The sequence below is a fragment of the Maricaulis maris MCS10 genome, from assembly GCF_000014745.1.
GTDB lineage: Bacteria > Pseudomonadota > Alphaproteobacteria > Caulobacterales > Maricaulaceae > Maricaulis > Maricaulis maris_A.
In genome coordinates this window covers 832,890-858,570 of sequence record NC_008347.1, presented here as the reverse complement: position 1 = coordinate 858,570, position 25,681 = coordinate 832,890, and the positions used below count along the sequence as shown (strand labels likewise).

Sequence of the window (25,681 nt, the reverse complement as noted above, 5' to 3'; positions counted from 1 at the left end):
CAGCCCGCGTTTCCTAAGACGCGTTTCCAACGACTCGGGGGTCGAAACGATGAAGCTGATGTCGGGCACCGCCAATCCGGACCTGTCCCGGTCCATCGCCGACTATCTCGACGCACCGCTGACAGCCAGTCACATCGAACGATTCGCCGATGGCGAGATCTTCGTCCGGATCGACGAAAACGTGCGCGGTGAAGATGTCTTCATCCTGCAATCGACCTCACGGCCCGCCAACGACCATTTGATGGAATTGCTGATCTGCATCGATGCGCTGGTGCGAGCCAGCGCGCGGCGGATTACCGCGGTCATCCCCTATTTCGGCTATGCCCGACAGGACCGCAAAACCGGGGGCCGCACCCCGATTTCGGCCAAGCTTGTCGCCAATCTGATCGCCAAGGCGGGCGCCGACCGGGTCCTGACCGTCGACCTGCATGCCGGGCAGATCCAGGGCTTTTTCGACATTCCGACCGACAACCTCTTCGCCACCAAGGTGATGGAGGCGGATATCCGTCGTCATTACGAGACCGACAATCTGCTGATCGTATCGCCGGATGTCGGTGGTGTGGTGCGGGCCCGCGCGCTGGCCAAGCTGCTCGATGCCGAGATCGCCATCGTCGACAAGCGTCGCCCGAAAGCCGGTGTGGCTGAGGTGATGAACATCATTGGTGAGGTCGAAGGCCGGCGCTGCATCCTGTTCGACGACATGTGCGACAGTGGCGGCACGCTGGTGAATGCCGCCGACGCCCTGCTGGAAAAGGGCGCGATCGAAGTGTCCGCCTATGTCACGCACGGCGTACTGTCGAAGGATGCGCAGGGCCGGGTCGACAAGTCGCGGCTGCGCGAACTGGTTGTCACCGACTCGGTGACCGAGCCGCCCAATTCAACAGCAACGCCGAAAGTCCGCCGCCTGTCAGTGGCGCCCCTGCTCGGCGAAGCCATCCGCCGCATCGCCAATGACGAGTCGGTGTCGAAGCTGTTCGACTAGACCGAGACAGATTGACACCAACACGTCTGCCGTGCTGGCCTTCCCATCAGAACTTGGGGGGAAGCATGCGTCTTGTCGGTGTCGTCGTTGTCGGTCTGTGCGCGTCCGCCTGCGCCAGCCAAAACCTGGTCCATTTCGGCGGAATTCTCAATCCGGTCGTGCCGCCTGGCGCCACCCTGCGCTGTTCCGAAGCCCATGAGCACATGACGATTGTGGACAGACCCACTCCGGATTTCCCGGAAGAACTCGCCTATTTCATGTACATCAATCAAAGTTCCGGTCCGCGCGAAATTCACATGCTGTTCGATATCGGCCCGGACGGGACCACGAGCAACATCCGCTACGGCGCTGATATCGAGGATCTCGACCATGGCGCGACGCGGGACGCAGTCCAGCCAGCGGCCCGCGCGATCGAAACCTGGCGCTACGCCTGGAATGACACTGCCCCGGCCCGATATGCGACGGGATGCGAGACCCGCTTCGACTTTGCGATGCGTGGCTGACCAAGACAGGGCTGCCAATCGCTGACTCTTCCCGTGCAGCGCTGTTGCGTGGGGCGTTTCTATCGGCTATAGCCCGCCGCTCGAAATAACACTGTAGGCATGACGCCTGGATAGATCGCCGCCCGCACTCAATCTGCAGGAGGCGGCGTTTGCATTTAAGGATCTGGACCGATGAGCTCCAACATCGTTCTCACCGTTGACGTTCGTGAAGGCACCGGCAAGGGCGCGGCTCGCGCTGCCCGTCGGGAAGACCTCGTCCCGGGCATCGTTTATGGCGGCAAGCTGGACCCGGTTTCGGTCACCCTGCGCGGCAATGAAATCCGCAAGGCTCTGCTGGGCGGTCACTTCCTGTCCAACATGATCGAGATCGATCACAAGGGTAAGCGCCAGACGGTCATCGCCCGTGACATCCAGTTCCACCCGGTGTCCGACAAGGCGATGCACATCGACCTGTATCGCGTCGACGAAGACACCAAGATCAATGTCAATGTGGCCGTGAACTTCACCAATGAAGACGCCTGCCCGGCCCTGAAGCGCGGTGGCGTCCTCAACATCGTGCGTCACGATGTCGAGCTGCTCTGCCCGGCCGGCTCCATTCCGGAATCGGTTGAAGCCGACCTGACCGGCCTGGACATTGGCGATTCGCTGCACATTTCGGCCATCAAGCTGCCGAAGGGCGTGGTCCCGACCATCACCGATCGTGACTTCACCGTCGCGACCCTGCAGGGCTCGCGCGCAGTTCTCACGGACGCTGAAGAAGAGACGGATGAGACCCCGGAAGAGCCGGAAGCCATCCGCCAGAAGGGCGACGAGGAGTAGACCTCCCCGCTTTTCAGTACTGGTATTGAGATCAGCGAGGCCACACCATGGCTTCGCTGATTTCGTATCCGGCGGTCATTGCTCGCCCCATAAAGGAAGTCCCTGCGATGAAGATCCTGGCCGGCCTTGGCAATTACGAGCCGAAATACCTGCGCAACCGGCACAATGTCGGCTTCATGGCGCTCGACATCATCGCCCAGGCCTGGAACGCCGGTCCCTGGCGCAAACGCTTCCAGGGCCTGGCCAGTGAGGTCACGATCGGCTCCAACAAGCTGCTCCTGCTCAAGCCGCAGACCTTCTACAACAATGCCGGCAATTCCGTCGGAGCGGCGGCGGCCTTCTACCGGGTCAAGCCGGAGGACATCATCGTCTTTCATGACGAGCTCGACCTAGCGCCCGGCAAATTCCGCATGAAAATGGGTGGCGGGGCAGCCGGCAATAACGGCATCAAGTCGATCACCAGCCAGCTCGGCCCGGATTTCCGCCGCGCCCGAATCGGCATCGGCCATCCCGGCGACCGCAATCGCGTCACCGGCTATGTCCTGTCCGATTTCGCCAAGGCGGAGGAAGCCTGGCTGATCGACCTGCTGGACGCCATCGCCGGCAGCCTGGATCTGCTGGCCGCTGGCGATTACGACGCCTTCCAGACCAAAGTGACGCACAAGGCACCGGCACCGGAGGTCGTGAAGCGGGGTCCGGACGCGGATTGAACTCACATGCTTTGTCATCCCTGATGGACGCCCTGCGCAGGCGGGGCGAAAGTCAGGGACCTAATTGATGGCGACCACTTGGGTCCCCGCCTTGCGTCCGGCCTGCGCCGGACATCCAGCGGGGATGACAAGGACGAGTTGCCCACCCACTGACTCCACAGTCGACCCCGCGCTGCATTCTTCTTATAAGGCGCGCTCGAACCAATAAGGGATATCCATCATGGGTTTCAAATGCGGCATCGTCGGGCTACCGAACGTCGGCAAGTCGACCCTGTTCAATGCGCTCACCCAGACGGCAGCGGCGCAGGCAGCGAATTATCCCTTCTGCACCATCGAACCGAATGTTGGTGATGTCGCCGTGCCCGAACCGCGCCTGGCCAAGCTGGCCGAGATCGCCGGCTCCAAGGAAATCCTGCCGGCGCGGATGAATTTCGTCGATATTGCCGGTCTGGTCGAAGGCGCCTCCAAGGGCGAAGGCCTTGGCAATCAATTCCTCGCCACCATCCGCGAGACCGACGCCATCGCCTATGTGCTGCGTTGCTTCGACGATGACGACATCACCCATGTGAACAACAGGATCGACCCGCTCGCCGACCTCGAAACCGTCGAGACCGAGCTGATGCTGGCCGATCTGGAAAGCCTGGAAAAGCGCAAGTCCGGCCTCGAGAAGAAAGCCAAGTCCGGCGACAAGGAAGCCAAGGCCACCCTCGTCCTGATCGACATCGCCCTGGCCCAGCTCAATGACGGCAAGCCGGCCCGCTTTGCCGACGTGCCCAAGGATGACCGCAAGGCCTGGCGCAACCTGCAGCTCCTGACCACCAAGCCGGTCCTGTTCATCGCCAATGTCGATGAAGGCAGCGCCGGCACCGGCAATGCCTATTCCGAGATCGTGATGAAGCGGGCCGAGGAAGAAGGCGCTGAGGCCGTCGTCATCTCAGCCAAGATCGAGAGCGAGCTGGCCCTCCTCGAAAACGAGGAGCGCGACGAATACATGGAAGCGATCGGTCTGGAAGAACCCGGCCTCGATCGCCTCATCCACACCGGCTATTCGCTGCTGGGCCTGCAGACCTATTTCACCGCCGGTCCGAAAGAAGCCCGTGCCTGGACGATCCGCGAAGGCTGGACCGCACCGCAGGCCGCCGGCGTCATCCATGGTGATTTCGAAAAGGGCTTCATCCGCGCCGAGACCATCGCCTATGACGACTATGTCGCCTGCGGCGGCGAAGCCCCGGCCAAGGAAGCGGGCAAGATGCGCGCGGAAGGCAAGGAGTACATCGTCAAGGACGGCGATGTGCTGCACTTCCGCTTCAACGTCTAGGGAGCTGAAAGGCTTTCCTCCCCGCCGCGCGGGGAGGTGGATCGCCCGTCAGGGCGAGACGGAGGGGCCGCCGCAGGCGGTACGCGTCGCCCCCTCGCTGCGCTCGGCCCTATCGGCCCAATGCTGCGCATTGGCCCACTTCCCCACAGGGTGGAGAAGAAAAGCCCCCCTGCGCCAGCGCGCCGCATTGCGGCACGGGCCGCACCGTCCTACATCGCTGCCATGTCCTCACCCATCCAAGTCCGCGTCACCGAAGCCCGTCTGGCCGCCCGCGCCGAAGCGGAGGCGATGGAGATTACCCAGGGTCTCATCTCCGACCTTGTCGAGACCTTCTACGGCCATATCCGCGCCGACGACATGCTGGGCCCGGTCTTTGCCGGCGCCATTCCCGGTGAGTGGGGACCGCACCTGGCCACGATGAAATCCTTCTGGTCGGCGATCATCTTCCATGATGGCGGCTATGCCGGACGGCCGATGCCGGCCCATGTGAAGCTGAAAGAGCAGATCTCACCGGCCCATTTCGAACGCTGGCTGGGCCTGTTTGGCGAAACACTCGACGAGATCGGTGCAACGCCGGCGGCCAAGGCCGCCTTCCTGGAACGCGCCAACCGTATCGCGGCCAGCTTCCAGGCCCATCTCTTCTACGACCCCTACGAAAACGCCTGACAGCGGTTTCAACTCCGGGGTTGAATTTTACTCGCTCAGGTCGCATCTGATCGCCTTGGCATGGGCCCATGCCAGATCTCCGGAGCCGTTCATGACCCAGCCCCAAAACGCGACCGGCACAACCATGCCGATCTCGCTCACGGAACTTGTTGCGCTCCTGGTCGCCATGACGGCAGTGGTCGCGCTGGCCATCGACATGATGCTGCCGGCGCTGGACGATATCGCCGGTGATCTGGGCGTGCGGTCGGAGAATGACCAGCAATTCGTGATCGGCGTCTATCTGACCGGCTTCGGCTTTGCCCAGCTGTTCTACGGCCCGTTGTCGGACCGGTTCGGACGCAAGATTGTCATCCAGTTTGCGCTGGCCTTCTTCATCGTCACCAGCCTTGTGTGCACCCTGACGCCGACCTTCGACATGTTGCTGGTCGCCCGCTTCTTCCAGGGCGCCGCAGCCGCAGCCTGCCGGGTAATCGCAACAGCGATCGCGCGCGACCTGACGTCGGGGCGTCGCATGGCCGAAGTCATGTCGATGGTGATGACCGCCTTCATGGCGGTGCCGGTCCTGGCACCGATGATGGGGCAGGCGATCCTGACCTTTGCCCCCTGGCGCTGGATCTTCGCCTTCCTGGTCCTGTTCGGTTTGGGCCTGATGGTCTGGTTGCAGTTACGCCTGCCGGAAACCCTGCACCCGCAATTTCGCGTCCCCTTGCGCGTCAAACCGTTACTGGCGGCGTTCAGGGAGACGTTCAGCCACCGCCTGATGCTGGGCTATACACTCGCAGGCGCGCCTTTCTTCGGCGGGCTGTATGGCTTTCTGGGCAGTTCCCAGCAAATCTTCGTCGGTCATTTCGGCCTCTCCGACGACGCCTTCCCCTTTGCCTTTGCCGCCATTGCCGGCGGGATCGGTCTGTCGAGCTATGCCAATTCACGTCTGGTCATGCGGCTGGGCCAGAGACGCCTGTCACATTGGGCGCTGATCGCCTTCACGGTGATCTCCGCCATCCATGCCGGGATATTGTGGAGCGGCATCGACAATTTCGTGCTCTTCCTGGTCCTGCTCTCGGCCGCCATGGCTTTCCTTGGCCTGATTGCCGCGAATTTCTCGGCTCTGGCGCTGGAACCGGTCGGCCACATCGCCGGCACCGCCTCGGCGGTCTATGGCTTCGTCACCGGCGTGATCGGCGCAGCGATCGGCTCCTATGTCGGCCAGCTCTATGACGGCACCGCCACCCCGCTGATCGTCAGCCAGGCCCTGATGGCCGGCACCGCCCTGGCCATCGTGTTCTGGACCGAACGCGGCCAGCTGTTCCAGACCGGCGAGGATTAGGGCAAGGGCTGGCCCGACCCCTTTGTCATCCCTGATGGACGCCCCGCGGAGGCGGGGCGCAAGTCAGGGACCTATGTGATTGCAAAGCGTTAGGTCCCCGCCTTGCGCCCCGCCTACGCCGGACATCCAGCGGGGATGACAAGGGTTTGGGTGAGCAAGTCCCGTCGTGGGGAGACATCTCCCCTCTGGCCCCTTTCCCCATTCCATCCCATCATGCCGACAATACGCCGCGCTTGAGGGGAAACGCCTTGCCGTACGACACCATCAAATACGCCGTCGAAGACCAGGTCGCGACGATCACCCTGAACCGGCCACACCGGCTCAATGCCTTCACCTATGAGATGGGTGACGAGATCATCGCGGCGCTCGACCTGGCCGACGCCGATGATGATGTGAAAGCCATTATCTTCACCGGCGAGAGCCCGGCCTTTTGTGCCGGGGCGGACCTGTCGACCGGGGCCGAGACCTTCAACATGGTCGCCCAGGCCCGTGAGAGCGGCGAGTTTGACGAGACCGATCCGAAATGGCGGGACAAGGGCGGCCTGCTCAATTTACGCATCTGGAACACGTTGAAACCGGTGATCGGTGCCATCAATGGTGCCGCCGTCGGCATTGGCGCGACGATGATCCTGCCGATGGATATCCGCCTGGCCTCGATGGACGCCAAATTCGCCTACCCTTTCGCCAAGCGCGGCATTGTCTGGGATGGCTGTGCGAGCTGGTTCCTGCCGCGCGTCGTCGGCATCTCGACTGCCATGGACTGGGGCCTAACCGGGCGCACCTTCTCGGCGGCTGAAGCCTTCGAGGCCGGGCTGGTCGCCCGGGTGGTGCCGGCCGAGGACCTGATGGCCGAAGCCCGCGAGCGGGCCCGCATGATCGCCGAGCGCTGTGCCCCGGTCTCGGTCGCCATGATGCGACGCATGGCCTGGCGCATGCAGGGCGCAGCCCATCCGATGGAGGCGCACCGGGTCGAGAGCCTGGGCATTTTGCATGCCGGCATGGGCGACGACGCCAAGGAGGGTGTGATGTCCTTCCTGGAAAAACGCGCTCCGGATTTCCCGATGAAAGTGTCGAGCGACCTGCCGCCCTGGCACCCCTGGTGGGACGCCGCCGAAGACGAATACTGTTAAATTCCCGCCTTGGGTGATAATCTCCGCGCCAAAGCCCGGAGGTTGCAATGAGCGAACATGTCCTGTTGATCCATGGGTGGAGCGCGACCGACAAGTCGATGGCCAAGGTCGGCACGCTGCTGACCGGGCACGGCTATGAGACCCGGGACGTCTATCTGGGCGGCTATCCGTCGATGGATGATGATGTCCGCATCGAGGACTCCGGCCGCCGCCTGCACACGGTGATTGCCGACCTGCAGGCCGAGGGCAGCCTGCCCGCGAAATTCCATGTCGTCGTGCACTCGACCGGAGCTCTGGTCGCGCGCTGGTGGATGGCCGAATTCTATCCGCGCGGCGGTGCCCCGGTGGTCAATTTCCTGATGCTGGCCCCGGCCAATTTCGGCTCACCTCTCGCGACCATCGGCAAGTCGACACTGGGCCGCCTGACCAAGGGTTTCACCAATGGCTTCCAGACCGGCACCAATTTCCTCAACGCGCTGGAACTGGCCTCGCAATTCCAGGAAGACCTGACCCTGCGTGACCGGTTGAGCGTCGATGGCTCGACCGACAGCCCCTATTCCGATGGCGGAACCCGCCCCTTCGTGATTGTCGGCGCTGATCCGATCTTCGGGACCGGCATTCTGGGGGAAAAGGCCTGGGACGGCACGGTCCGCATCGCCACCGCCAATATCGATCCACGCGGTGTCACGGTCGACTTCACCAAGGGCTCGATCCTGGAACCGGAATTCACCGCCTGGACACGGCGCGGCCCGGAGACAACCCCCTTCGCGGTCATTCCCGATCGCAGTCATCTGAGCATTCTCAAACCGGTCGCCAAGGAGAGCGCCTCCAAGGACCCTGACATTGCGGGGCGCCTCGAAGACCTCATCCTGCAAGCCCTGTCCACCAAGACCGCCCCAGCCTACCGCAAGGTCGCCAGCGACTGGGCCGACATCTGTCTGGAAACCCGCAAGCTGGCCCAGGATGGCGATGAGGCCGATGCCCTGCGCGAACGTGTGTTCGGACGCGCCAAGGCCGACGGTAGCCGGTTCCGGGAATTCTACCAGATAGTCGTCGAAGCGGTGGATCATACCGGCCTGCCGGTCGATGATTTCTCAATCTGGCTGACAGCTCCGAAGAAGACAAAAGAGACCCAGTTCCGAGCCGGTCACAGCGTCACCCAGATCGAGATCGACGCCCAGCTCTCGCTGATCCAGGACGCCCACGAGAACACCTGCCACAAGAACCGCCTCTCTTTGCATGTGGACCGACGCGAGCTCCTGGCCAATTTTCTGCGTGACCGTATTCCGCCCAGCTATGAGGCGTCTCTGGCCGCCGGCATCACCGCGGCCTCACCGGGCAAGCGGATCGGCTATTTCGATCTTGATGGCAAGGAGCACAGCGCCCTCATCCGGTTGCGGGCCCTGGAAACCGGCGATGAGGAGAAGGGCAAGCGCTTCCTGCGTCGCTATTCGACACACTTCATCCGCGTAATCCTGCCACGCGTTGCTCGTGACGACGTCTTCACGGCGAGGCCGCTGGGCTAGCCAATATCCGCCGAATAGAGCTCGCCCTCGGCAATCTTGACTGCATCACCGCCCAGCATGAGGTCGGTCAGCTTGCCGTTCTCATGCTTCAGGCGAAGCCGAATCAGGCTGGGCCGACCCATTTCGACCCCCTGATAGATGTCGATACCATGCTCGCCCTCGCCCAGCCCGGCCTGTTCGCTGAGCAAGCCGGCAAAGGCCGCCGCTGCGCCGCCGGTGGCCGGGTCTTCGGTGATGCCCAGATGCGGGCCGAACATGCGGGCGCGCCAATCGGTGGTGTGCTCGGTCAGCGTCGCCTTGGCGACGACCAGCGCGCAAACCGGCGCCTCGCCACCAAACACGTCCTCGAAGGCGGCAAGATCCAGCTTGATGGCCGAAAGCCGGGCCGGGTCGCGGACCGGCACGACCGCAAAGGGCACACCGGCTGACCAGATGCCGCCCGTGATCGGCGTGTCGAGCAGATCGCCCGTCTGCAGTCCCAATGCCGCTGCGATGGCGGCATAGTCCGGCAGATCGCCAACCTGCTCGGGAAGCTTCGGCGCAAAGAAGCGGGCCGAGCCGTGACGCGGTCCATTGACCCGGCCATCCGCCGTGACATCGCCGACCGTCTCTTCCAGCACGAAGCGCTTGCGCTGGCCCTCGCCGGCACCGCTGGCCAGGGTCAGGGCGACCGTCGCGCCAATCGTCGGATGACCGGCGAAAGGCAGCTCCTCGCGCGGCGTGAAAATGCGCAGACCGTAATCGGCATCGCGGCCGCGTGGCTCGGTGATGAAGACCGTCTCGGACAGGTTGAACTCAGCGGCGATGGCCTGCATGGCGACATCGTCCAGATCATCCGCCCCGAACACCACGGCCAGCGGGTTTCCGGCCAGGGCCTGATCGGTGAAGACGTCGAAAATGGCATAGCGGTGGGTCACGGGGGGCGTCCTTAGGTCTTGAGACGATAGCCGGTCCTGAACATCCACCAGACAATGGCGACACAGACCGCAAAAAAGCCGGCAATGGCGGCAAGCGAGATGCCGATATCGACGTCCGACACGCCATAGAAGCTCCAGCGGAAGCCGGAGATCAGGTAGACGACCGGGTTGAACAGGGTGACGGTCTGCCAGAAAGGCGGCAGGACCGAGATCGAGTAGAAGCTGCCGCCGAGGAAGGTCAGCGGCGTCACGATCAGCATCGGCACGATGTTCAACTGTTCGAAATTATCGGCCCAGATGCCGATGATGAAGCCGAACAGCGAGAAGGTCACCGAGGTCATGATGAGAAAGGCCAGCATGGCCAGCGGGTGCTGGATTTCCATCGGCACGAAAAAGGCCGCCGTGGTCATCACCAGCGCGCCCAGGATCAAGGACTTGGTCGCCGCCGCGCCGACAAAGCCGATCACCACTTCCAGCGCCGAGATCGGGGCGGAGAGCAGCTCGTAGACAGTGCCGTTGAACTTGGGAAAATAGATGCCGATGGCGGCGTTGGAGACCGACTGCATCAGGATCATCATCATCACCAGGCCGGGCACGATGAAGGCGCCATAGCCGATGCCGTCGATTGATTCCATGCGCGAACCGATGGCCGCGCCGAAAACGACGAAATAGAGCGAGGTCGAGATGACCGGAGCGAGGATGGACTGCATCAGCGTGCGTCCGGTGCGGGCCATTTCGGCCTTGTAGATCGTTGCTGCGCCGCGCCAGTTCATGATGCACCTCCGACCAGGTCGACAAAGATTTCTTCCAGCGAGCTTTGCCGCGTCTCCAGATCGCGCACTGACACGCCGGCCGCATTGAGGCTGGCCAGCAGGGTCGTGATGCCAGGCCGGTCGGCCTTGGTGTCATAGTCGAAATGCAGGGCATCGCCGTCCGGTGCGAGTGTCAGGCCTTCGACGGTCAGTTCCGGCGGCAGACTCATGAGCGGCTCGGCCAGCTGCAGGATGAGCTGCTTGCGGCCCAGCTTGGCCATCAGCTTGGCGGTCTCCTCGACCAGAACGATCTCGCCCTGGCGGATCACCCCGACCCGGTCAGCCATTTCCTCGGCTTCCTGGATATAGTGGGTGGTCAGGATGATGGTCTTGCCGCGCTGGCGCAGTTTTTCGACCACCTGCCACATGCCCTGGCGCAACTCGACATCGACCCCGGCCGTCGGCTCGTCGAGGAAGAGAATGTCGGGGTCGTGCGACAGCGCCTTGGCGATCATTACGCGCCGTTTCATGCCGCCGGACAGGGCCCGCATCTGTGTGTCCCGCTTGTCCCACAGCGACAGGTCCCTGAGCACCTGCTCGATATAGCCAGGATCGGCCGGCTTGCCGAACAGGCCGCGCGAATAGGCCACCGCATCCTTGACCTTGGTGAACATGTCGATCGACATTTCCTGCGGCACCAGACCGATCCGCGCGCGGGTCTTGCGGTAGTCACCGTCTATGTCATGGCCGAACACCTCGACCCGACCGGCTGTGGCATTCACCAGACCGCACACAATCCCGATCAACGTCGTCTTGCCGGCCCCATTGGGTCCCAGCAGGGCGAAGATCTCGCCCTTGCGGATATCCAGATCGACGGATTTCAGCGCGGTGAAACCACCGGCATAGGTCTTGGAAAGCCCGTCAATCGACAGGACGGCCGTCTCGGCGGCGCCTGACGGCGTTTCATGCGTCATGGATGGTCTGCCTTCAGCGAGTGTCAGGCGCTCTGCCCCGCGCGAGCGCCAAAGGTGGGGACTTGGCAGGGAAATTCAACCCGTACGCGAGGAGATTGGGTGCGATGAAACGATCACCAAGGTCTCCAGCGCCACCTCTTGTCATCCCCGCCGGAAAGCCCGCGAAGGCGGGCTGCAGGGCGGGGACCCATGTGCCGGCCACCAGCTAGGTCCCTGACTTGCGCCCCGCCGTCGCGGGGCATCCATCAGGGATGACAACAAGTAGTGTGAGCGACCAGGCCCCCTACCCCTCACCCTCGTCCAGATCATCTTCCGTCAGGCCGCCATCCACCCGCCAGCCATAGCCATTGCCCTGGGCCAGGGTTTCCGCCAGCCAGGGCATGGCGTTGACCAGGGTCTCTTCCAGGGTGAAGGGCGGATTGATGATGACAACGCCGGCACCAGCCAGCTTGCCCTCGGAGGCGAGATCACGAATCCACAGATCGGCGCGCAGGATTTTCTCCGGCTCGAAATCCTTTTCAGAGATCAGCCATTCAGCGAGGCCATTGTCGAAGCGGTCAGCGGCCCAGAGATTTTTCAGGGAGCGCCAGAAGATGAAGGTGCCGGTCGGCCATTTCGCAAGCGCGCCCATCACCGCCTCGGCCATATGGGCCAGCTCGTCACGGTCCTCGAAGGGCGGATCGATCAGTACGAGGCCGCGCTTCTCCTTGGGCGGGACGAGGCTTTTGAGCGCCTTGTAGCCATCGCGGCGCTCGACCTTGATGCGGGCGTCGCGGCGATAGCGATTGTCCAGCGTGACACTGTCCGCCTCATGCAGTTCGCACAGGTGCACACGATCTTCCTCGCGGATCAGGCGGGCAGCGATCTCCGGCGAACCGGGATAGGCCTTGATGCCATCGGGGTTCATCTCGCGCACGATATCGAGCCAGGGACCGAGCATGGCCTGCACCGGCTCGGGCAGGTCGGCATCGATCAGGCGGCCGATCCCGTCCTTCCATTCCGGCGAGCGCTCGGCTTCGGACGAGGCGAGATCATAGCCGCCAATCCCGGCATGGGTGTCGATCACCCGATAGGGTTTCGGCTTGGCGTTGAGATGTTCAAGGCACAGGGCGAGCACCGAGTGCTTGAGCACATCGGCGAAGTTTCCGGCGTGAAACGCGTGGCGGTAATTCATGGCGGCGCTATAGCGCGGAGCGGCGCCGGACGCCACCACCTGCACAACCGCCCTCGCCTCCGGCGCAGGCTTGTCCTAGCTTTCGCGGGGCTCGGAACAGCATTGAGGGACGCCGCACCATGTTCGTGAAACTCTATCGCCGCATGCAGGACGAGGCCGCTCATGGCGAGCGGCGGGTGATGAAGGCGGGCTGGTTTCTCAAGGACGAGAAGTCGAGCCTGATCTGGGACGCGCCCAAGCCGGTCAGCTTTTCCCATGACAAGCCGGCGACATCGAAATCGGCGGTGTCCTGCCCGGCCGCGATCGAATTTGACCGGCGCCACTATGCCATCCCCTGCCCGATCGACCTGCACCTGCGCATGGTCAAGAACGCGCAGGGCCAGCTCCAGCTGACCAATATCGAGGGGCCTCAGGCTTCGACGCGGCCGGCCGGTCTGCAGCAGATCCTGATGATGTCGCCGCAGAATGAATGGCGCCATCCGGCCCGGCCGATGCTGCAACTGGTGACGCCTTACGTCTTCGTGTCGGATGACCCGCTCTATGTGAACCAGTTCCCGCCCTTCCTTCACTACGAAGCCAGCCAGCGCCCCGGCGTGATGATGTGCGGACGTTTTCCGGCCGATATCTGGCCGCGCGCCCACATGTGGGCTTTTGAATGGCATGACACCACGAAGGACCTGATCCTCAAGCGCGGTGAACCCTTGTTCTATGTGCGCTTTGAAGGCGGTGATCCGGCGGCGCCGCTGCGCCTGGTCGAGGCGGAGAAGACCGAGGAGCTGGTGAGTTTCATGCGCTCGCTCACCGATGTGACCAATTTCGTCAATCAGAGCTTTCAACTGTTCAAGACGGCCCGGGAGCGCCGGCCGAAGACCCTCCTCGTCGAGAAGAAGCGCCCGCGCTGATACGCCGGCCGGACTGGTTGCAAATCCGGACGTCATGCGGCCTTTGCCCGGCGCCGGATGCGCCCTAGTCTCCCCGGCAAATGCAATCGGGGAAATCCTACATGTTCCGTCTGTTCACGGCCGCGCTTGCGGTCGCCGCCCTCGCCCTGCCGGCGCTCGCGCAGGAAGCCGGTGAAACGCCGGAACCGCGCGTTTGGGCGAGTCGCGGCCAGGTCACCGTCGGTGACCAGCGCATCCGCTATACGGCCACCGCCGGTGAGACTTTCCTGCGTGACAGCGACGGCAATCCGACCGCGGCGATCTTCGCGACCAGCTATGTCGCCGACGGCACCAGCGATCCGCGCACCCGGCCGGTCGCCTTCGTCTTCAATGGCGGCCCCGGCTCAGCCAGCCTGTGGCTGCACATGGGCGTGTTCGGGCCGCAACGCCTGGTTCTGCCCGACGCAATGGATGACGGCGCCGCCCCATTTGACGTGGTCGAGAACGCCTATTCGATCCTCGACGTCGCCGACCTTGTCTTCGTCGATCCGGTGGGCACCGGCTGGTCGCGTGCCATTGGCGATAGCGAAGGCAGCGATTTCTGGGGCGTCAATGAGGATGGCGAGAGCCTGGCCCAGTTCATCCGCATCTGGCTGTCGGAAAACCAGCGCTGGAATTCGCCGAAATACCTGCTCGGCGAGAGCTATGGCACGCTGCGCATCGGCTCGCTTCTGAACCAGCTGGAAGGCAGCTACACAGATGTCTCGATCAATGGTGTCGCCCTGATCTCGACCGTGCTCGACTTCCGCTATGACGACACGTCCGACGGCAATGATGTCGGCTATGTCGGCCTGATGCCGGGCTATGCGGCAACCGCCTGGTATCATGGCAAGGTCGACCGCGCGGCCTGGGGCGGCGATATCGAAGCCTTCCTCACCGGCGCCCGCACCTTCGCGATAGAGGAATACATGCCCGCCCTGATGCATGGCGTGAACCTCCCAGCCGACCGTCGCGACCGGGTGATCGCCACACTGTCGCGCTTTACCGGCCTTTCCGAAGTCTTTCTCGATCGCGCCAACATGCGCGTCTCGCTGCAGCGTTTTCAGCGCGAGCTGCGCCGGAACGAAGGCCTGTCGGTCGGGCGCCTGGACAGTCGCTATACCGGCGTCGAGGTCGATGGTGTCGGCGAAAGACCCGAGACCGATCCCAGCTTTTACGGCATTGATGGCAGCTTCACCGCCTCCATGCTCGACTATTTCGGCCGCACACTGGGCGTCGATCTGACCGAGTATTATTCGACCATTGGCGGTGTGCGTGGCTGGAACTGGGATGCCGGCGACTCCGGCGACAATAACTACATCAATGTCGCCCCGTGGATCTCCCGCGCCATGCGTCAGAACTCCGATCTCGAAGTGCTGGTGCAGCAAGGTTATTACGACCTCGCAACGCCTTTCTTCGCGGCCGAGCTGATGTTCAACCAGCCCGGATTCGACCAGGAACGTGTCCACTTCCGCTATTATGAGGCGGGCCACATGATGTACATCCACCATCCGTCCCTGCTGACGATGACCGATGATGTGCGGGCGCTGATCGCCGATTGATCATCCGTCCCGACACGAACAAGGCCCGGTGCCATGCGCCGGGCCTTTTCATGTCTGCTGACGGTCAGCGCGTCCGCCGGGTCAGGTCACAGATCGCCGCCAGCGCGGCAATGATCAGGAAGGTGATGGTGCCCATATAGCCGGCGGTCGTGAAATCATCGGGGACCGGCGCTGTGTGGTTGGCGTATTCCGCCAGAGCCAGCAGGGCCATGAAAACCCAGGGCCAGAACCGGCCGACCAGACCCTTTGCCTCGGTCACCCGCAGGTAGAGCCCGAAACCGGCCAGCAGGACCCCGAATTCGACCGCGAGGGCGACGGGGTAGTTGTTCCACAAACCGAACCCGACCCGCAGGCCGCCGGGCCAAAGCTCGAGGTCAGGGACATGGACGATCAGATCCAGGATCCAGTGCGAGAACACCGCCAGCGCGATGGCGATGCCGCCGATCCGCTTCTGCTTCGGCGATACCAGCGCCCAGACAAGGCCCGCCAGCACCGACCAGCCCAGCGCTCCGGGCAGGGAGTGGGTGATCGGCATGTCATAGAGGTCTAGCGGGTTGGCGTCGGTGAAGCCCGGCACAATGCGGACATGCTCAATGCCGTTGGCGACAAAGATGCCCCACAGCACATCGACAAACTGCACCGCCAGAAAGAAGACCCAGAGCGGCACCGCCCTGGCGATCGTCTTGCCGGCAAGAGCCGGCCCGTAATGGCCTATGAACATTTGAATTCGCCTTCCGCGCTAGGACTGCCGCTTACGTCCCCTCATACGCCACAAGGCTCGAAACAGGCACGCCCATGGCCTCGATCCGTTCGGCGCCGCCCAGTTCGGGCAGGTCGATGATGAAGGTGGCGCCGACGACGGTGGCGCCGGCGCGCTGGAGGAGTTTGATCGAGGCTTCGGCCGTGCCGCCAGTCGCGATCAAATCGTCGACCAGCAGGACGCGGTCGCCCTCGGCGATGGCGTCAACGTGGATCTCGATCGTGTCCTGCCCGTATTCCAGCTCATAATCCTCACGCAAGGTGCGCCAGGGCAGCTTGCCGCGTTTGCGGACCGGGACGAAGCCGACCGAGAGCTGGTGGGCGACAGCGCCGCCCAGGATGAAGCCGCGCGCCTCGGTACCGGCCACCTTGTCGATCTTGGCCCCGGCCCAGGGCTGGACCATGCGGTCAATGGCCACGCGGAAAGCACGGGCATCACCGATCAGGGTTGTCACATCGCGGAACTGGATGCCCGGCTCAGGATAGTCCGGAATGGTGCGGATGGCGGATTTCAGGTCCATCGGTCTCGCCTTGGTATCGGTTCAGAGGGTGTTTTCGTACGGATTCGGGAACGTCTCGGCCTGGGCGGCATGGTGCCACAACAGATAGTCTTCATCGGCCAGCAATGTATCGCAGTAAGCTTGCGCCCCGGCATGAAGAGGAATGTCATAGGCCTGAAAGCGGGCAGCGACCGGCGTGAAGAAGGCGTCGGCAATCGACCAGTCGCCGAACAGCCACGGCCCGTCAACGCTTTTGACGTCATGCCACAGCGCCTGCATGGCGGCGATCTCGGTTCGGGTCGCGTCACTCAGCTCGATCGGCGACGGTGCACGACCCAGGTCCATCGGGCAGTTTTCGCGGATGGCCAGGAAGCCGGCATGCATCATCGAGACCGCAGCGCGGGCCCGCGCCCGCTTGCCCTCATGTGACGGCCACAGACCGGGCACATGCTCGGCCGCCCATTCACTGATCGACAGCGAATCCCAGATCACGGCACTTTCGATGTGAAGCGCCGGGACCGTTCCACCGGGCGAGATTGCCGACAGGGCTTTGCGGGTGTCGGTATTGTTCAGCGGGACCAGCCTGTCGTCGAAAGCGATCCCGGCCTTTGTCAGCACCAGCCAGGCACGCAGCGACCAACTCGAAAAGCGGCGATTGCCGATATAGAGGATCGGCGTCATGACCCTAGAGCTCCGCGAGCTCGTGCGCCCGCGACCGGGTCAGGCTGATCTGGCAGTCGAGGGTAATTTCCTCTCGCGAGTCGGCGGACAGGAACATGGTCGCAGCCCGGCGCGAGCACTCGGCATCGCGATAGGTGAGCCAGGCCGACTGGGCCGTGTCAAAGGCTGCACGGGCACCGAAGCGGCCGGCCGAATCGGCATCGACCTCATCGGCCTCCTCGCGGGCGGCATCGGCGGCATCGTCGAGCGCATCCTCGGCGGTATTGAGCAGGCCGCGCAGGCAATTGCGGCGAGCCCCCCAATTGGTCAGATGTTCAGCGCACTCAACGGCGGGGCGCGGTGTCGGCAGATCGAGTGGCTGGGCGCCGAGCGCCGCCGCGAAAATTCCGGTGATCAAGAACATGTCCCACTCCACGCTACCGGCCTTTTATGGACGAGGCCTGCGGACGGGGAAAGGGGGCAGGCGTCAGGGGACTGCGCTGGACGCGCTGTCGGGCTCGATATAGGCGACCAGCGTATCGAGAAAATCATCGGAGAGCCGCCGCGCAACACCGAGCCGCCGGCCGTCGTCCTGCAGGATGATGTATTGGCCGACATGCAGGCCGACCACATGCGGCACGCCCTTGATCAGGGTGACCATCGGCGACCCCGACAGGCCGGGACGGGCCGGACAGTCATGAACAATCAGTCGGGCATCCTCCCAGTCGGCAATATCCTCGACATGGCAGGCGCGGTTGTCGGTAACGCGGTTGACCATGGTCAGCCGCCCCTGGTCGCCGGAGCCGGCCCCTGCAGCCTGCAGGCGGGCAATATCATCGGGCAGGCGACCGGCAGTGCGCAATATGGCCCAGTCCTCACCGAACTCATTGTCTTCCAGCGGGTCCTGAGGCGCGATCACCATGTCAGCAATCCGGCCGGTTTCCACGTCCTGGCCATAGACCCGGCACTCGCGCGGCCCCGCCGTTCCGATCACGCCATGGCGCGCGGTCAGCAGGACATCATGCGAATCCTCCGTCCCGGTCACGTCCAGCAGGACCGCCCGGCTGAGATAGGAATGACCATTGCCGCCATCGACACACATCAGCCGGACAACACCATTGCGACTGTCGTCGAAACTGTCCGGATCGAGCGGCATGAAGCTCATCCGGTCAGAAGCCCCGGTCGGCCCGGACAGCAGCACCGCCGGCAGGGCGGCCACAAGGATGGCGATCAGGCGCGGGACAGATGTGATCATGACGCCATCACACCACCGGGCCGGTCGAGCGTCCAGTGAAAACCGGGTGAACCCGGCCGACAACGGGCTTCAGAGCACGCGCGCGGCAATGCTGCGCAACCGCTCGACCACCTCCGGATCCCGCGCGGCGGGCGGGGTGATGATGGCCGTATCGAGACAGGTCTCGATGCCATCGGGCGAGGCGGCCCGCGGCAAATCGGCCAGGCGTGCAGTCAAGCGGTCGAGCAGACGTCTGGCGCCCTTGGTGTTCGACTGCATGACCGCCAGAACGCTGGCCACATCCACACTCTCGCCCTCATCGCGCCAGCAATCATAATCGGTGACCATGGCGATCGAGGCGTAGGGCAACTCGGCCTCACGGGCGAGCCGGGCTTCGGGCATGTTGGTCATGCCGATCACATCCATCCCCCATTGCCGGTAGAGATCACTCTCGGCACGGGTGGAAAATTGCGGCCCCTCCATCGCCAGATAGGTGCCGCCGCGGGTCACTGGCAGGCCCTCGGCCTCACCGGCATCGGCAGCCAGGGCGGCCAGACGCGCACAGACTGGCTGCGCCAGCGGCACATGGGCGACGCAGCCCGTCCCGAAGAAGGAGCGCTCACGCCCCACCGTGCGATCGACATACTGGTCAACCATCACGAAATGCCCGGGCGGCAGGCCTTGCCGCAGCGAGCCGCAAGCCGAGATCGAAAGGATGTCGGTGCATCCCGCCTGCTTCAAGGCGGCGATATTGGCGCGGAAGGGGATGTCGGATGGCGGGATGGCGTGACCGGCGCCATGGCGCGGCAGGAAGACCAGCTCGACCCCGTTGAGCGCACCGCGAGTAAGCGGCGCCGACGGCGCGCCCCAAGGGGTCCGCACTGATTCGGTGCGGACATCCGCAAGGCCGTCCAATGCGTAAAGGCCGGAGCCACCGATTATGCCGAGTGTCCAGCGGGTCATGTGGTACTCCCAAGAAAAAGGGCCACGAACTTGGTCCGTGGCCCTCTTCAATCACATATCTGGCCGCAAAGCCTAGTGCTTCACATTGGCCCAGACCTGGCGGTAGGCCAGGTAGACCAGGATGGCGAAGATCAGCAGGAAGATGAGCACCATGGCACCCATCTGCTTGCGGGTCTCCATGTGCGGGTCACCGGCCCAGCTGAGGAAGGTGGTCACATCCTCGGCCATCTGTTCGACCGTCGCTTCAGTGCCGTCGGCATATTCGATAATGCCCTCGGCCAGCGGCGGTGCCATGGCGATGGCGCCGCCGGCGAAGTACGGGTTGTAGTACTGGCCGGCAGCCAGGTGGCTGTCTTCCGGCGCGTCTTCATAGCCGGTCAGCAGCGAATAGAGGTAGTTCTCGCCGCCGGTGCGGGCCTTGACGATCAGCGACAGGTCCGGCGGGTAGGCGCCACCATTGGAGGCGCGGGCCATCTGCTGGTTGGCAAACGGAGCCGGGAAAGCATCCGACGGCAGGCCGGCGCGTTCGACCGGATCGCCATCATCATTGACCTCGTCCTGGTTCCAGACGCGGGTATAGCTGGCCGCGATCTGCATCACGATCGGGTTGTCGTTCGGGTTCGGATACATGTCCGACGCGAACGGGCCGCCCTGCTGGGCCAGATTGCGGAAACGCATCAGGTCCATCGAGTGACAGGAGGCGCAGACTTCCTGGTAGATCTGGTAGCCACGCTGCACAGCGCTGGTGTCATAGGTGCCAAACGGGCCGTCATGATGCCAGTGGTGCTGGTGCGGCGCATGCTGGTCACCCTCGACTGCAACAGCCGTGCCGGCGAAACCCAGGGCCGCGATGGCGGCGGCGAAAATGCGGGTCATCTTCATGATCGTCGCTCCCCTCAGGCCTTGTCCGAGCCAAGAACCGCGGCTTCGATCGAGGCCGGACGCTCCTTGGGTTTTTCGATGATGCCCATCAACGGCAGGATGACGATGAAATAGGCGAAGTAGTAGGCGGTCAGGAATTGCGCCAGGTAGACGAATTTGAACCCTTCAATCCCGAGCACGAAGTCGTCCGGGTTCTTCACGCCACACCAGCCCAGCAGCAGGGCCACGATGACGAAGAAGATGAAGAACCAGCGCGTCAGCGGACGGTAGCGCATCGAGCGCACCTTGGACGTGTCCAGCCAGGGCAGGACGAACAGGATGCCGATGGCACCGAACATGGCTAGCACGCCGCCAAGCTTGGCGTCGATCGGACCGATGTCGAAAGTGACAGCCCGCAGGATCGCGTAGAAAGGCAGGTAATACCATTCCGGGACGATATGCGCCGGCGTCACCAGCGGGTCGGCCGGGATGTAGTTGTCGGCATGGCCCAGCACGTTCGGCAGGTAGAAGACGAAGGTGGCGAAGACCATCAGATAGACGACGATCGCGAAGCCGTCCTTGACCGTGTAGTACGGGTGGAAGGGCAGCGTGTCCTTCTTGTTGTCCTTGCCCTTGCGGGCCTCGAGGCCAACCGGATTGCCATTGCCCGGCACATGCAGTGCCCAGATGTGGAGGCCGACAACGGCGGCGATCACGAAAGGCAGCAGGTAGTGCAGGGAGAAGAAGCGGTTGAGCGTCGCCTGGCCGACCGAGAAGCCGCCCCACAACCACTCACGGATCGCTTCACCCACAAACGGCAGCGCGCCAATGAGGTTGGTGATCACCATCGCGCCCCAATAGGACATCTGACCCCAGGGCAGCACATAGCCCATGAAGCCGGTCGCCATCATCAGCAGGTAGATCACGACACCGAGGATCCACAGGATCTCGCGCGGCGCCTTGTAGGAACCGTAATACAGGCCCCGGAACATGTGCAGGTAGACGGCGATGAAGAAGAAGCTGGCGCCATTGGCGTGCATCGACTGGATCAGCCAGCCGAACGGCACGTCGCGGGTGATCCGCTGCACGCTGTCAAAGGCGAAATCCTCGTGCGCCACATAGTGCATGGCCAGCACGATGCCGGAGACGATCTGGATCATCAGGAAGATGGCGAGGATACCGCCGAACGTCCACCAGTAGTTCAAATTCCGCGGCGTCGGAAAGTCGACGAAGCTGTCATAGCCGAGGCGGATGATCGGGAGGCGGTCATCGAGCCATTTCTCGATGGCCGTACCCGGCTTGTAGGTCGAAGGTCCGCTCATGATACAGCCCACCCTGAGTTAGACGCCTCGTCAGGCGAAAGACCGATTTTCACGGTCGTTTCGGTCTCGAAGTAGTAGTCCGGAACCGGGAGGTTTTCCGGTGCCGGGCCGCGGCGGATACGCGCCGAGGTGTCGTAGTGCGAACCGTGGCAGGGGCAGTACCAGCCGTCATAGTCGCCGGTATTGGCAGCCAGACCCAGTGGCACGCAGCCCAGATGGGTGCAATTGCCCTTCACGATCAGGAATTCGGGACGCAGGACGCGGTTGGCGTCGGTACCCGGCACACCGGCGGGAAGATTGTCATTGCGGGCATCTTCGTCCGGCAGAGCATCAAGCTCGACCGCACGGGCCTCGGCAATCTCTTCTTCCGTGCGGTGACGGATGAAGACCGGACCACCGCGCCACATGACGGTGATTTCCGATCCCACCGGGACCACGGATACATCAACGCGGATGGACCCCAGCGCCAGCGTATCCGCTGCGGGGTTCATCTGGTCGATGAATGGCCAGGCCACGAGACCGCCACCAACAGCGGCCACACCGCCAGCAGCGATATAGATGAAGTCGCGGCGGGACGGTTCTTGTCCGTCTGCACCGGGCGCGCCGTTCTCTTCCGTCACGAGCCGACCTCTTCTCTTATCTAAACGGGACCGCGGGATGCGGGCCCTGCCCCAGAAAAACCACGTCTCACTTGACGTACCCGCATGCGCGGGGTTTGACGCGGTATAAACTACTCCCGGACGCACTGACCAGTAGGTGGCGCAATGCCGCATGCAGACAGTTGGGTCCAGTCTCAGCGCGGCTTAGAATGCGGATCGTATTTTTTCAACCGGATATTCCGCAAAACCTGGGGGCAGCGATGCGGGTCGCTGCCTGTTTCGGGGCGGAACTCGACATTATCGAACCCTGCGCCTTTCCCCTGACAGACAAGGGCATCAGGCGTGCGGCAATGGACTATCAGGCGGCCATTTCACCGCTCCGCCACGCCTCGTGGAAGGCCTACCAGGCAAGTGCAGAAGCCTCTGCCGGACGCCTCGTCCTGTTCACCACCAGGGGTGCAGGAAAGCTGTGGGATTTTTCATTCAGACCCGATGATCGCCTGCTCTTCGGCCGCGAAAGTGCCGGTGTTCCCGACGATGTCCATGACGCGGCGACATGTCGCGTCAAGATTCCGATTCGCGAGGGCATGCGCTCGCTCAATGTGACGGTGAGTGCGGGAATCGCGCTGGCGGAAGCGTCGCGGCAGTTGGGGTGACCGGTCTCAATTTGTCATCCCCGCAGTAGGTCCGGCGAAGGCCGGACGGACGGCGGGAACCTATGTGTTCGAACATCTCGGTCCCGGACCTGCGCCCGGCCTGCGCCGGGCGTCCATCCGGGATGACAACGGGTGGGGCGCCATCGGATGGGACACCGTGCGCAGGCCTCCCGTCTTGCCCTCCCCACTGACTCCGCTAAACATCGCGCCATGACACACACACCCGCCTCCGCCGCGACCGACATCCAGCGCGAATCCGCGACATGCTGGTTTGAAGACCTGCGCGACCAGATCTGCGCCGAATTCGAAAGCCTGGAACAGGAGGCCCCCGGGGCGCTCTATCCGGGCGAGGCCGGCAAGTTCGAGCGCGAGGCCTGGACCCGCGGCGACGGGTCGTCCGATGAAGGCGGCGGCACGATGGCGATGATGCGCGGCCGATTGTTCGAGAAGGTCGGCGTACATGTCTCGGCGGTCCAGGGCGAGTTTTCCGAAGCCTTCCGCCAGCAGATCCCCGGTGCCGCCGAGGATCCGCGCTTTTTCGCCACCGGGGTCTCGCTGATCGCCCATATGTGGTCGCCCCATGTGCCTGCCGTGCACATGAATACCCGCTTCATCACCACGACCCAGTGGTGGTTTGGAGGCGGCATGGACCTGACGCCAGTGCTCGACCGCGCCCGCAACCAGCGTCACCCGGACGCCATCGACTTTCACGCCGCCTGCAAGGCTGCCTGCGATGAGCACGGCGATGACTTCCATGCCCGCTTCAAGAAATGGTGCGACGAATATTTCTACCTGCCCCACCGCGACGAGCCGCGCGGCATTGGCGGAATTTTCTACGACCGTCACAATACCGGCGACTGGGATGCCGACTTTTCCTTCACCCGCGATGTCGGCCTGGCTTTCCTCGACATCTATCCGAAAATCGTCCGCCGCCGCATGGGCGAGACATGGACGCCAAAGGACCGCGAGGAACAGCTGATCCGCCGCGGTCGCTATGCCGAGTTCAACCTGCTGCATGACCGCGGCACCAAGTTCGGCCTCGAGACGGGCGGCAATGTGAAGTCGATCCTGTCGTCCATGCCGCCCGAGGCGAAGTGGCCGTGAGCCAACCGACTGCACGCAGGCTGCATCCAATCCAGGGCTGACAGGCATCCGGGTCAGGAGATGACCATGGACAAACCTGTGCCCGATACACCTTGCCAGCCCTTCCAACGCTTTCATGCCGAACTGGTGGACACCGCCTTTTCGCCGCATCGGCACGACACCTACACCTTTGCACTGACCACCCGCGGCGTTCAGGATTTTGACTATCGTGGCGAAACCCGGCGCTCCCGTCCCGGCGCGGTGGTCGTGCTTCATCCGGACGAGTTGCATGATGGCCGCCCCGGCGCTGAGGGCGGATTCGGATATGCCGGACTGACGGTGCTGCCCGAGACACTGGCCCGGCATCGCCCGGGTCAAACCCTGCCCTTCCTCGCCGGCGGTGTGAGCCGCGACCGCCATCTTCTGGTCGCCATCCGCACGGCCTTGTCGCTGGATGAACAGGCCAGCGCGCTGGAGCGTGAAAATGCCGTGATCGAGCTCGCCCAGGCCCTCGATGCCGTGAGCGATGCGCCGGCGACAATCAGCCCGGTCACCCAGGCTGTCGTGGACGCCGCCTGCGCGCTGATCCGCGAAAACCTGGAAGACGGCATCTCCCTGGCCGCGCTGGAAGCGGTCACCGGTCAGGATCGCTGGCAGCTCTGCCGGGACTTCCGCACCCTGCGCGGCACCAGCCCGGCCCGCTATCTGACCCAGCGTCGTCTGGATGTGGTGCGTGACGGCCTCACCCGTCGCCAGCCGCTGGCCGATCTGGCCGATGCCGCCGGCTTCGCCGACCAGGCCCATATGAGCCGCCAGTTCAAGGCGGCCTACGGGATTTCACCGGGCCGCTATGCCCGCACAATCGTTCAAGACCGGACCGCACGCCTGCCGCATCCTGTCCTCCACTGACCGCTCGCGCGGTTCACTTTTGAGGATAGCTGAATGACTACGACAACGCCCCGGCGCGCCACCAGCCTGATCATCGAACTCGCCATCGTGATGGCCGTTCTGGTCAGCACCAAACTCATCTTCGACCAGATCGCCTGGCGCTTCGCCGGCCCGATCTCGCTGGCCTTCACCTTGGTGACGATCGCCGGCTTCACGATCCGCCACAAGGAAAGCTGGTCGAGCTTCGGCCTGCGCCGCCTGAAGCGCTGGTGGTCGATCCCGCTTGTCCTGCCCCAGGCCCTGATCGGGGTTGGCGCCATTCTCGCGGTCGGTGTCGCCACCGCCCTCGCCGGCGACGCGCTGGGTTTCTGGTCAACCGAAGGCACCCAAGAAGGCGTCGAAGACCGGTGGGGCAATATCGTGGGCAATTTGCCGGTCTATCTGATGTGGATGGCGATCGGCTGGACCAGTGCGGCCTTTGGTGAGGAGATCTTCTTTCGCGGCTATCTGATCGACCGCATCAGCAAGCTCCTGCCCGACACCCGCTGGGCGAGCTTCGTTACCATCCTCATCCCGGCCCTGATCTTCGGCATTGCCCATGCCTATTACCAGGGTATTCGCGGCCTGATCGTCACCGGCCTGATCGGGCTGGCGCTGGGCACGCTTTATCTCGTCAACAAGCGCAATCTCTGGCCCAACATCATCGCCCATGGCTTGGTCGACAGCCTCGCCTTCACGGCCATGTATCTCGATCTGGATATTTAAGGGGGCTCAAGGCACATCCAAAAGCCCCGGCTAGACAGGCCGGGGCTTTTCTCGTTCGCCGCACCCGGAATGTCCGTTTTTGTCGGATATACGCCCTACCGGATATGTGCT

General features: G+C 63.5%; 28 protein-coding genes. 15 read left to right on the top strand and 13 right to left on the bottom strand.

From position 1 onward, the window contains the following. Window positions 1-49: 49 nt before the first annotated feature. The 9 genes from MMAR10_RS03940 (at window position 50) to MMAR10_RS03900 (ending at window position 8,981) form a co-directional block, all read left to right on the top strand. A complete protein-coding gene (locus MMAR10_RS03940; protein WP_011642699.1) occupies window positions 50-982 on the top strand; it encodes a ribose-phosphate pyrophosphokinase in 933 nt (310 codons plus the stop codon). Window positions 983-1,047: 65 nt separating this feature from the next. Further along, window positions 1,048-1,485 (top strand): hypothetical protein, encoded by a 438-nt coding sequence (locus MMAR10_RS03935; protein ID WP_011642698.1) that lies wholly within the window; start codon window positions 1,048-1,050, stop codon window positions 1,483-1,485. 171 nt (window positions 1,486-1,656) lie between these two features. Continuing rightward, window positions 1,657-2,304: a 50S ribosomal protein L25/general stress protein Ctc gene (locus tag MMAR10_RS03930; RefSeq protein WP_011642697.1), complete on the top strand. Its 648-nt coding sequence runs from the start codon at window positions 1,657-1,659 to the stop codon at window positions 2,302-2,304. A 107-nt stretch (window positions 2,305-2,411) separates the two neighbouring features. Beyond that, on the top strand, window positions 2,412-3,014 hold the full coding sequence (gene pth / locus MMAR10_RS03925) for an aminoacyl-tRNA hydrolase (protein WP_041637257.1): 603 nt from the start codon (window positions 2,412-2,414) through the stop codon (window positions 3,012-3,014). A gap of 220 nt (window positions 3,015-3,234) precedes the next feature. After that, complete coding sequence (ychF, locus tag MMAR10_RS03920; protein WP_011642695.1) at window positions 3,235-4,332, top strand: redox-regulated ATPase YchF; 1,098 nt, start codon at window positions 3,235-3,237, stop codon at window positions 4,330-4,332. Between the two features lie 222 nt (window positions 4,333-4,554). Further along, on the top strand, window positions 4,555-4,998 hold the full coding sequence (locus tag MMAR10_RS03915) for a group III truncated hemoglobin (protein ID WP_011642694.1): 444 nt from the start codon (window positions 4,555-4,557) through the stop codon (window positions 4,996-4,998). Window positions 4,999-5,089: 91 nt separating this feature from the next. Continuing rightward, window positions 5,090-6,325 (top strand): multidrug effflux MFS transporter, encoded by a 1,236-nt coding sequence (locus tag MMAR10_RS03910; RefSeq protein ID WP_011642693.1) that lies wholly within the window; start codon window positions 5,090-5,092, stop codon window positions 6,323-6,325. Between the two features lie 248 nt (window positions 6,326-6,573). Beyond that, window positions 6,574-7,455: an enoyl-CoA hydratase-related protein gene (locus MMAR10_RS03905; RefSeq protein WP_041636760.1), complete on the top strand. Its 882-nt coding sequence runs from the start codon at window positions 6,574-6,576 to the stop codon at window positions 7,453-7,455. Between the two features lie 47 nt (window positions 7,456-7,502). After that, entirely contained in the window at window positions 7,503-8,981 is a 1,479-nt protein-coding gene (locus MMAR10_RS03900) for an esterase/lipase family protein (RefSeq protein WP_011642691.1), read from the top strand. Here the strand turns inward: MMAR10_RS03900 and MMAR10_RS03895 are convergent. The 4 genes from MMAR10_RS03895 to MMAR10_RS03880 all read right to left on the bottom strand — a co-directional run bounded on the left by MMAR10_RS03895 (window position 8,978) and on the right by MMAR10_RS03880 (window position 12,843). After that, entirely contained in the window at window positions 8,978-9,898 is a 921-nt protein-coding gene (locus MMAR10_RS03895) for a PhzF family phenazine biosynthesis protein (protein ID WP_011642690.1), read from the bottom strand. The two genes, MMAR10_RS03900 and MMAR10_RS03895, sit on opposite strands and share 4 nt — an antisense overlap. Window positions 9,899-9,909: 11 nt before the next feature. Next, window positions 9,910-10,671 (bottom strand): ABC transporter permease, encoded by a 762-nt coding sequence (locus MMAR10_RS03890; RefSeq protein ID WP_011642689.1) that lies wholly within the window; start codon window positions 10,669-10,671, stop codon window positions 9,910-9,912. Then, the gene (locus MMAR10_RS03885; protein ID WP_011642688.1) at window positions 10,668-11,624 is read right to left on the bottom strand and encodes an ABC transporter ATP-binding protein; all 957 of its coding nucleotides are present in this window, start codon (window positions 11,622-11,624) and stop codon (window positions 10,668-10,670) included. Before MMAR10_RS03885 ends, MMAR10_RS03890 begins: the two co-directional genes overlap by 4 nt. Window positions 11,625-11,907: 283 nt before the next feature. Further along, on the bottom strand, window positions 11,908-12,843 hold the full coding sequence (locus MMAR10_RS03880) for a 23S rRNA (adenine(2030)-N(6))-methyltransferase RlmJ (protein WP_011642687.1): 936 nt from the start codon (window positions 12,841-12,843) through the stop codon (window positions 11,908-11,910). Between the two features lie 74 nt (window positions 12,844-12,917). Here MMAR10_RS03880 and MMAR10_RS03875 point away from each other — a divergent pair, with 74 nt between their 5' ends. Next, window positions 12,918-13,700, top strand: a complete 783-nt coding sequence (locus tag MMAR10_RS03875) for a hypothetical protein (RefSeq protein ID WP_011642686.1) — start codon at window positions 12,918-12,920, stop codon at window positions 13,698-13,700. 101 nt (window positions 13,701-13,801) lie between these two features. Further along, entirely contained in the window at window positions 13,802-15,280 is a 1,479-nt protein-coding gene (locus MMAR10_RS03870) for a S10 family peptidase (RefSeq protein ID WP_041636758.1), read from the top strand. 64 nt (window positions 15,281-15,344) lie between these two features. Here the strand turns inward: MMAR10_RS03870 and MMAR10_RS03865 are convergent, their stop codons facing one another. From MMAR10_RS03865 to petA, 9 genes are all read right to left on the bottom strand, one after another. Further along, the gene (locus tag MMAR10_RS03865) at window positions 15,345-16,001 is read right to left on the bottom strand and encodes a hypothetical protein (protein WP_011642684.1); all 657 of its coding nucleotides are present in this window, start codon (window positions 15,999-16,001) and stop codon (window positions 15,345-15,347) included. Window positions 16,002-16,032: 31 nt separating this feature from the next. Beyond that, window positions 16,033-16,560 (bottom strand): adenine phosphoribosyltransferase, encoded by a 528-nt coding sequence (locus tag MMAR10_RS03860; RefSeq protein WP_011642683.1) that lies wholly within the window; start codon window positions 16,558-16,560, stop codon window positions 16,033-16,035. Window positions 16,561-16,581: 21 nt separating this feature from the next. Next, window positions 16,582-17,220, bottom strand: coding sequence for a glutathione S-transferase family protein (locus tag MMAR10_RS03855; protein ID WP_011642682.1), 639 nt, complete (start codon window positions 17,218-17,220; stop codon window positions 16,582-16,584). Between the two features lie 4 nt (window positions 17,221-17,224). Beyond that, window positions 17,225-17,623 (bottom strand): lysozyme inhibitor LprI family protein, encoded by a 399-nt coding sequence (locus tag MMAR10_RS16005; RefSeq protein ID WP_011642681.1) that lies wholly within the window; start codon window positions 17,621-17,623, stop codon window positions 17,225-17,227. Between the two features lie 63 nt (window positions 17,624-17,686). After that, complete coding sequence (locus tag MMAR10_RS03845; protein WP_011642680.1) at window positions 17,687-18,454, bottom strand: trypsin-like serine peptidase; 768 nt, start codon at window positions 18,452-18,454, stop codon at window positions 17,687-17,689. Window positions 18,455-18,523: 69 nt separating this feature from the next. Continuing rightward, entirely contained in the window at window positions 18,524-19,396 is an 873-nt protein-coding gene (locus tag MMAR10_RS03840; protein ID WP_011642679.1) for an S-methyl-5'-thioadenosine phosphorylase, read from the bottom strand. 72 nt (window positions 19,397-19,468) lie between these two features. After that, complete coding sequence (locus MMAR10_RS03835; RefSeq protein WP_011642678.1) at window positions 19,469-20,278, bottom strand: cytochrome c1; 810 nt, start codon at window positions 20,276-20,278, stop codon at window positions 19,469-19,471. A gap of 14 nt (window positions 20,279-20,292) precedes the next feature. Further along, entirely contained in the window at window positions 20,293-21,579 is a 1,287-nt protein-coding gene (locus MMAR10_RS03830; RefSeq protein ID WP_011642677.1) for a cytochrome b, read from the bottom strand. Continuing rightward, window positions 21,576-22,199, bottom strand: coding sequence for a ubiquinol-cytochrome c reductase iron-sulfur subunit (gene petA / locus MMAR10_RS03825; RefSeq protein WP_011642676.1), 624 nt, complete (start codon window positions 22,197-22,199; stop codon window positions 21,576-21,578). Before petA ends, MMAR10_RS03830 begins: the two co-directional genes overlap by 4 nt. Window positions 22,200-22,387: 188 nt before the next feature. On the opposite strand from petA, the gene MMAR10_RS03820 reads away from it, so the two are divergent. The 4 genes from MMAR10_RS03820 (at window position 22,388) to MMAR10_RS03805 (ending at window position 25,570) form a co-directional block, all read left to right on the top strand. Next, the gene (locus MMAR10_RS03820) at window positions 22,388-22,834 is read left to right on the top strand and encodes a tRNA (cytidine(34)-2'-O)-methyltransferase (protein ID WP_011642675.1); all 447 of its coding nucleotides are present in this window, start codon (window positions 22,388-22,390) and stop codon (window positions 22,832-22,834) included. 210 nt (window positions 22,835-23,044) lie between these two features. After that, a complete protein-coding gene (gene hemF / locus MMAR10_RS03815; RefSeq protein WP_041636755.1) occupies window positions 23,045-23,938 on the top strand; it encodes an oxygen-dependent coproporphyrinogen oxidase in 894 nt (297 codons plus the stop codon). Window positions 23,939-24,004: 66 nt separating this feature from the next. Further along, window positions 24,005-24,826, top strand: coding sequence for an AraC family transcriptional regulator (locus MMAR10_RS03810; RefSeq protein ID WP_049755652.1), 822 nt, complete (start codon window positions 24,005-24,007; stop codon window positions 24,824-24,826). A gap of 33 nt (window positions 24,827-24,859) precedes the next feature. Continuing rightward, window positions 24,860-25,570: a CPBP family intramembrane glutamic endopeptidase gene (locus MMAR10_RS03805; RefSeq protein WP_011642672.1), complete on the top strand. Its 711-nt coding sequence runs from the start codon at window positions 24,860-24,862 to the stop codon at window positions 25,568-25,570. Window positions 25,571-25,681: the final 111 nt, after the last annotated feature.

Coding starts and splice junctions, on each gene's coding strand:
- MMAR10_RS03810 (WP_049755652.1), top strand. CDS start 24,005: ATGGACAAACCTGTGCCCGATACACCTTGCCAGCCCTTCCAACGCTTT.
- MMAR10_RS03870 (WP_041636758.1), top strand. CDS start 13,802: ATGTTCCGTCTGTTCACGGCCGCGCTTGCGGTCGCCGCCCTCGCCCTG.
- MMAR10_RS03840 (WP_011642679.1), bottom strand. CDS start 19,396: ATGACCCGCTGGACACTCGGCATAATCGGTGGCTCCGGCCTTTACGCA.
- MMAR10_RS03940 (WP_011642699.1), top strand. CDS start 50: ATGAAGCTGATGTCGGGCACCGCCAATCCGGACCTGTCCCGGTCCATC.
- MMAR10_RS03890 (WP_011642689.1), bottom strand. CDS start 10,671: ATGAACTGGCGCGGCGCAGCAACGATCTACAAGGCCGAAATGGCCCGC.
- MMAR10_RS03805 (WP_011642672.1), top strand. CDS start 24,860: ATGACTACGACAACGCCCCGGCGCGCCACCAGCCTGATCATCGAACTC.
- hemF (WP_041636755.1), top strand. CDS start 23,045: ATGACACACACACCCGCCTCCGCCGCGACCGACATCCAGCGCGAATCC.
- MMAR10_RS03820 (WP_011642675.1), top strand. CDS start 22,388: ATGCGGATCGTATTTTTTCAACCGGATATTCCGCAAAACCTGGGGGCA.
- pth (WP_041637257.1), top strand. CDS start 2,412: ATGAAGATCCTGGCCGGCCTTGGCAATTACGAGCCGAAATACCTGCGC.
- MMAR10_RS03875 (WP_011642686.1), top strand. CDS start 12,918: ATGTTCGTGAAACTCTATCGCCGCATGCAGGACGAGGCCGCTCATGGC.
- MMAR10_RS03865 (WP_011642684.1), bottom strand. CDS start 16,001: ATGTTCATAGGCCATTACGGGCCGGCTCTTGCCGGCAAGACGATCGCC.
- MMAR10_RS03885 (WP_011642688.1), bottom strand. CDS start 11,624: ATGACGCATGAAACGCCGTCAGGCGCCGCCGAGACGGCCGTCCTGTCG.
- MMAR10_RS03935 (WP_011642698.1), top strand. CDS start 1,048: ATGCGTCTTGTCGGTGTCGTCGTTGTCGGTCTGTGCGCGTCCGCCTGC.
- MMAR10_RS16005 (WP_011642681.1), bottom strand. CDS start 17,623: ATGTTCTTGATCACCGGAATTTTCGCGGCGGCGCTCGGCGCCCAGCCA.
- MMAR10_RS03835 (WP_011642678.1), bottom strand. CDS start 20,278: ATGAAGATGACCCGCATTTTCGCCGCCGCCATCGCGGCCCTGGGTTTC.
- MMAR10_RS03900 (WP_011642691.1), top strand. CDS start 7,503: ATGAGCGAACATGTCCTGTTGATCCATGGGTGGAGCGCGACCGACAAG.
- MMAR10_RS03930 (WP_011642697.1), top strand. CDS start 1,657: ATGAGCTCCAACATCGTTCTCACCGTTGACGTTCGTGAAGGCACCGGC.
- MMAR10_RS03855 (WP_011642682.1), bottom strand. CDS start 17,220: ATGACGCCGATCCTCTATATCGGCAATCGCCGCTTTTCGAGTTGGTCG.
- MMAR10_RS03845 (WP_011642680.1), bottom strand. CDS start 18,454: ATGATCACATCTGTCCCGCGCCTGATCGCCATCCTTGTGGCCGCCCTG.
- MMAR10_RS03860 (WP_011642683.1), bottom strand. CDS start 16,560: ATGGACCTGAAATCCGCCATCCGCACCATTCCGGACTATCCTGAGCCG.
- MMAR10_RS03830 (WP_011642677.1), bottom strand. CDS start 21,579: ATGAGCGGACCTTCGACCTACAAGCCGGGTACGGCCATCGAGAAATGG.
- MMAR10_RS03915 (WP_011642694.1), top strand. CDS start 4,555: ATGTCCTCACCCATCCAAGTCCGCGTCACCGAAGCCCGTCTGGCCGCC.
- MMAR10_RS03910 (WP_011642693.1), top strand. CDS start 5,090: ATGACCCAGCCCCAAAACGCGACCGGCACAACCATGCCGATCTCGCTC.
- ychF (WP_011642695.1), top strand. CDS start 3,235: ATGGGTTTCAAATGCGGCATCGTCGGGCTACCGAACGTCGGCAAGTCG.